Origin of the sequence: Dolichospermum circinale AWQC131C, from assembly GCF_000426905.1 — a bacterium.
Classification (GTDB): Bacteria; Cyanobacteriota; Cyanobacteriia; order Cyanobacteriales; family Nostocaceae; genus Dolichospermum; species Dolichospermum circinale.
The window spans coordinates 2,769-8,614 of the sequence record NZ_KE384601.1; the positions used below are offsets into that span (position 1 = coordinate 2,769).

A 5,846-nucleotide genomic window follows, 5' to 3' on the forward strand; every position below is an offset into this window, starting at 1 on the left:
GAACTGCTGTATCTTTTCCCAACCGCAGACCAGGACATTTTTGCAAAAAACTGGCCACTTTTTGATCAACATCTGCATTATTAATTTGTTGTTGTGTATTATTATTTGTGTATTATTATTTATAATATACAATTTAGAGGAGTATGAATAATATGACCATAGATAACAATACTTTAGATTTAGTCACTGGGGGATTAGCAATCATGATTTTAGTAGGGGGAATGTTGATGATGTTTACTACCATTTTCACTACCAAGAAATAATTAATTACCTCCCTGACAAAAACTGAGTAATTAATAGTATCAGCAAACCTAATTTTTTGAAGAGAATGGGGAATTGGGATGATAATCTTTAAACAACTCAGTTAAGCAAACTAACAATCAATTAAATCTAATAAAGTGTAAATAGAATAATTAAAATTCTTTTTAACACGCAACTATACATCCTTTTATAGTAGAGGTCAGAAACATCTTTTATGGACGGAAAACAAGAAAATAACTAAAAAAATCAGATTTGTCTGATAAATATTGGTCAATTAGTCAAAGATTGAGTTAAAATGAGGGGTCGCAAACTCAAGCAAAAAACCCGGATATTCCCCGGAGGTGTAATTGACCAAGTTCATTTTAAAAATTCTCTGGTTAGACGAAAACGTCGCCCTCGCAGTTGACCAAGTGGTTGGTAAAGGTTCTAGTCCCTTAACCAAATACTTTTTTTGGCCCAGAAATGATGCCTGGGAAGAGCTAAAAAAAGAGTTAGAATCCAAACATTGGATTACAGATGTTGACCGCGTGGAGTTGCTGAATAAAGCCACGGAAGTAATTAACTACTGGCAAGAAGAAGGCAGAAAACGCCCAATGGCAGAAGCGCAATTAAAATTTCCAGAAGTTGCCTTCACTGGTAGCGCCTGATTATTTTCAACTGATAATTGATAATTGACGATAATTAATTATTGTCAATTATCATCTACGCCATAATTTGATTGTTTTGTCTTTGCTACCACTGACAATTAATTCTGTATCATCGCTAATAGCAACGCTAGATACTGAGTCTGTATGACCTACAAGGCTGGTAATTTCTGATTTTGTGCTGATTTGCCAAATTTTCACTGTTTTATCCCAACTGCCACTAATTAGCATTTCCCCATCTGTACTAAAGGCTACAGCTACTACTGACCAGGAATGACCGGAAAGTGTGTTAATTAATTCACCAGTGTTAATATCCCATAATTTAATGGTATTATCACCGCTACCAGTTGCCAATAAATTCTGATTGGTGGGACTAAATGCAACTGTCAAAACTGCCCAAGTATGGTCTAAAAGAGTTGTTAATAAGTTATATTTTCCGTTTTGTAGTTGCCAAATACGAACTGTTTTGTCATGACTAGCACTAGCTAAAAGTTCTCTTTGGGGACTAAAAGCAACAGCATTTACTTGTAATTTATGTCCAGTTAAAGTGTGAAGTTCTAAACCTGTATTTATATCCCATATTTTAATGGTTTTATCCCAACTTCCACTGGCTAAAATTTGCCCATTATGATGAAATGTTAGAGACTTGACAGCGTGGGAATGTCCACTTAAAGTCTGAATTATTGTTAATGTTTTTATGTCCCATAATTTGATAGTTTTATCATCACTAGCGGTGGCTAAAATTGTCCCATTGGGATTAAATTTAACTGCTGTTATGGCTTGGGTATGTCCTTTCAAATTAGCTATTAATTGTTGAGTTTTTAAATCCCATAATTTAATGCTTTTATCATCCTCACCACTTGCTAAAATTTGACTATCAGGGCTTAATGCTATGGTATTAATAGGACTATGAATTTGATTTTTGATTGTATAATAAAGTTGCCAATCATCCTGGGAAATATGAGATGATAAACGTAAATCATTAGCTTTAATTCCCAAATTGTAAATAAGTTCATTTGCTGATTTCCAGCGTTCTTGTAAATTGTGTTTTACCAGTTTATCCAGGGTTTGCGCTAAATGTTCACTAATTTGATTAGTTAAATAATCTCGCCATATCCAGCTATGATGAGTAATATTAAATAATTCAAAGGGTGGTATGTGAGTTAGTAAATAAATACAAGTTACACCTAAACTATATAAGTCACTTGCGAAAACGGCTTTACCTTGTATTTGTTCTGGAGAAATATATTCTGGACTCCCAACTATATCATCTTTTGATTGATTTCTATTGACAAATTTAACGACTGTAAAATCAGTTAAAAATAGATTTTCTAATAAATTTTGATTTTGGTTAACGGTCTGGGAAATAATATTTTCTGGGTTAATATTGCGGTGAATAATTTGATGATTATGAATAAAACTGAGAACGGGTAATAAACTTTTTAAAACTTGCCAAATCTGATTTTCATGAAAAACACCTTGCTTTTCTAACACAGTAGCTAAATTATCACCTTCGATAAATTCCTGAATTAAATAATCATATTTGTCTTCTGTAAAATGGGTGATTAATTTGGGAATTTGAGGATGTTTACCTAATTCTGTTAATTGCTGTGCTTGATATTCAAAATCTTCAAGTGTTTGCTGTGGAGACAACAATTTTTGAACAATACAAGCAAGGGGAGGAAATTGATTTTCATCTACTGCAAGAAATGTTTGATAAAATTCCCTTTTAGCAATCTGTTTGATCAAACGATAACGGTTTTTAATTAACATCATAAATCGCAGAATCATAGCAGGGCAAGAAGCAAGAGGCAACGGTCAAGAGGTTTTCAGGGTTCATATTTTGTTCAGTAACAAACTACCATAAAAACACAGAAAAAAGATGAAAATTTTCAGATAAAATTTTAGCTTTTGTTTTAGCTTTTGGTGGGCATTGCCCACCCTACAAATTTACACTAATTTATCTAAAAATGGATTAACATCAACCGCTAGTTTTTGCCCTAATTTCAGCAATTGACGACATTGCACGGTTTCTGCTTCACTGTTAATATTGGTAATTCGTGGCAATATTTGACTGTGTAAACAACTCCAATATAGTTCTTGGGATTGGTTTAAATTAATGCCAATATGCAGCTTATAACCAATATCAATTAACCGTTCTAACCGTTGGATATCTGTATCCAAATTGCTATTGGCATCATACAATAATTGCCACAATAACCTAACTATTAATTGTTCTAGGATTTGATTGCCTTCGGGAATATTTAATTGACAACGAAGCTGTTCAGCTTCATGAGATATCGCCTCCAATTCTACCATTAGATTCCAGCTTAATTGTGCTTCATTAATATTTTGTTCTAGCGATAGCTGCGCTTGCTGTAGCGATCGCAATGTTATCAAACAACGATGTCCTAAAGCAATTTCCGCTGCTACTTGTAATTCCCGTGGTACTTCTAATCCATCTCGATGAAAAGCGATGATGACACCGTAATTATCACGATACGCTTGAGTATATAATTGGTCTAGTCGTGCCAATGTTTCCTGACTTAACAACCGCATAATCCGATGACGTTCTTCAGCAAATAGAGTTTGTAAACTAAAGGCTTCACCCCCAAATACTTGAGTCATGACCAAAATAACATGAGCTACACTGGCCTGCTGTAAGGCTGTAAACAGCTTTTCTTTAATTTCAGCATAGTTACGTCTGCCAGTAAACTGTTGAATGCAGCAGTGAAAATCCCACCCCCCCAAATGCAGTACAGCAAATATTAAATTTTCACTTTCCCAGGTAATATCTGACACTAGCTGCAAATGTCCTACTACCATAGTTAACGGACCAATGCGCTGCTTATGGTAATCTAACTCATGGGCAGTATAGCAATAGACTCGCTGATTATTACCATGGGATTGTTTATCTGTATCTTGTCCAGAAACAGTATTTTTGCGATGATTAAATAAGGAAGTAATAGCATAATGGGCAGCGACTTGTTTAAATCCAATTTGAGCAGTTAATACCAATTTATGATATATATCTGCCCCATGTTTAAACTCTTCCACATTACTAGGAGCTAACATCAGGCGTTTAAGAAAACCCTTTTCTAACTGTACACCTGAGACATCTCCTGCTAATTCTAAAGCACGGGCGGCATAACGTAAAATTTGTGTTCCCTCCGGGCGGGAAATTTCTTCAAAAAACCAGCCGCAACTAGTGAACATTAGTAAAGAATGACGCTGCATTTCCAACAAGCGTAAAGCCTCTACCTGTTCACCAGCGTCTAGTTTATGAGTTTGATGACGAGATAAAAAATGGCTAACATTAGCATGAGAACGGTCAGACATGACATGAATATATTCGTCCCTTGCTTGCCAAGGATCACGGAATAATACACTACCATGTTTTTCATAAACATCAATTAACTGATCCCGTAACCAATTTAACGCATTTCGTAACGGCCGCCGCCATTTTTGATGCCACACACCCCCTTCACCACCACAACCACAATCATCTTGCCATCTATCCACACCATGGGCGCAACTCCAGGCTGTGACGGGCTTTAATTGGACTTCCCAACTAGGAGGATTTAAACTCAAATAATGGGCGTAGTTGGTGACAGTCCAACCATGACGAGGAAACTCACCAATAAAGGCATAGGCCAAAGTCTTCTCCGTGCCTTTTTTGTGGTGTCCAAAAGTCTCCCCGTCAGTGGCTACAGAAATTAATTGGGACCGACGATGATCCCCACGAATAGCCGCCCCCACCCGGCCTGCAAAATGATGGGAATTATAGACAACATCACTAAAACCCATATCCCGCGAAATCGGACCATCATAGAAAAAGATATCAATATAGGCCTGTGATTTTTTTCCAGTTTTCTGACTATCCAAATAACAACGATAGGGACGAGTGGGATCAATCTGATTACCCCCTACCTCATGCCATTGACTATGGGGATCATCCTCTGTCGGGCAAGGACGACAACGTTGGGCTTGAGAAGGTGCTAAAATGATAAATTTAATCTTTTCCGCTACCAATGCCTCTAGGGTGGCATAATCCACGGCTGTTTCTGCTAACCACATCCCTTCGGGATCACGGCCAAAGCGCGAACGGAAATCTTCTTTACCCCAGCGAATTTGTGTGTGTTTATCTCTTTCGTTGGCTAAGGGTAGGATAATATGATTATATACTTGAGCGATCGCATTGCCATGACCATTTAATCGTTGGCAACTTTTAGCATCAGCCTCCAAAATCCGCTGATAAACCTCCACATCATAGCGTTCTAACCACGACATCAGTGTTGGACCAATATTAAAGCTCATGTACTCATAATTATTCACAATCCCCACAACTTCTCCACGGTCATTTAATATCCTTGCAAAAGCATTAGGACGATAGCATTCCCAATGAATGCGCTCATTCCAGTCATGAAAAGGCGTAGCACTGGGTTGACGTTCAATCGCATCCAGGTAGGGATTTTCTCTAGGGGGTTGATAAAAATGACCATGAACTGTAACATACACCCCTTGAGCAATTTTCAGGGGATCATGTTCAGGACTGTATTTAGCCCGTTTATCTAATGGTAAGATTGAGACAGAACTACTTAGTATTTCCGCTGCTGAAGTCATATTTTGTTACCCAAATAAATGTGCAATTTTGAAGAATATTCTTACTATGTCTACCTTTCTACAATTGTTGTCTCACAAAATCAGTTATAAATAAAACATAAGAAACAAAACTAAATCTTATCACAATCATTTCTAAACAAGAATACAACTATAGGAATCCGGTTTGATTTTGTGAATTTACTTGTGTGGTCAGGGAACAGGGAACAGGTTACAGGGAACAGGTTACAGGGAACAGGTTACAGGGAACAGGGAACACAGGAAGAAAGACAGAATTGATACCTACTGAGTCTTGTATGGCTACGCCACGCAAGCTATCAA

The 5,846-nt window shown here is 37.0% G+C and carries 3 protein-coding genes; 1 reads left to right on the forward strand and 2 read right to left on the reverse strand.

The window, feature by feature from the left end; all coding sequences use genetic code 11:
- Positions 1-608 precede the first annotated feature (608 nt).
- Positions 609-908, forward strand: a complete 300-nt coding sequence (locus ACIR131C_RS0106830) for a 30S ribosomal protein PSRP-3 (protein ID WP_015079494.1) — start codon at positions 609-611, stop codon at positions 906-908.
- A 51-nt stretch (positions 909-959) separates the two neighbouring features.
- On the opposite strand, the gene ACIR131C_RS0106835 is transcribed toward ACIR131C_RS0106830, so the two are convergent.
- Together ACIR131C_RS0106835 and ACIR131C_RS0106840 are read right to left on the reverse strand one after the other, a co-directional pair.
- Positions 960-2,681: a protein kinase domain-containing protein gene (locus tag ACIR131C_RS0106835; protein WP_334310850.1), complete on the reverse strand. Its 1,722-nt coding sequence runs from the start codon at positions 2,679-2,681 to the stop codon at positions 960-962.
- Between the two features lie 174 nt (positions 2,682-2,855).
- The gene (locus tag ACIR131C_RS0106840; protein WP_028089594.1) at positions 2,856-5,528 is read right to left on the reverse strand and encodes a DUF3536 domain-containing protein; all 2,673 of its coding nucleotides are present in this window, start codon (positions 5,526-5,528) and stop codon (positions 2,856-2,858) included.
- Between the last annotated feature and the right edge of the window lie 318 nt (positions 5,529-5,846).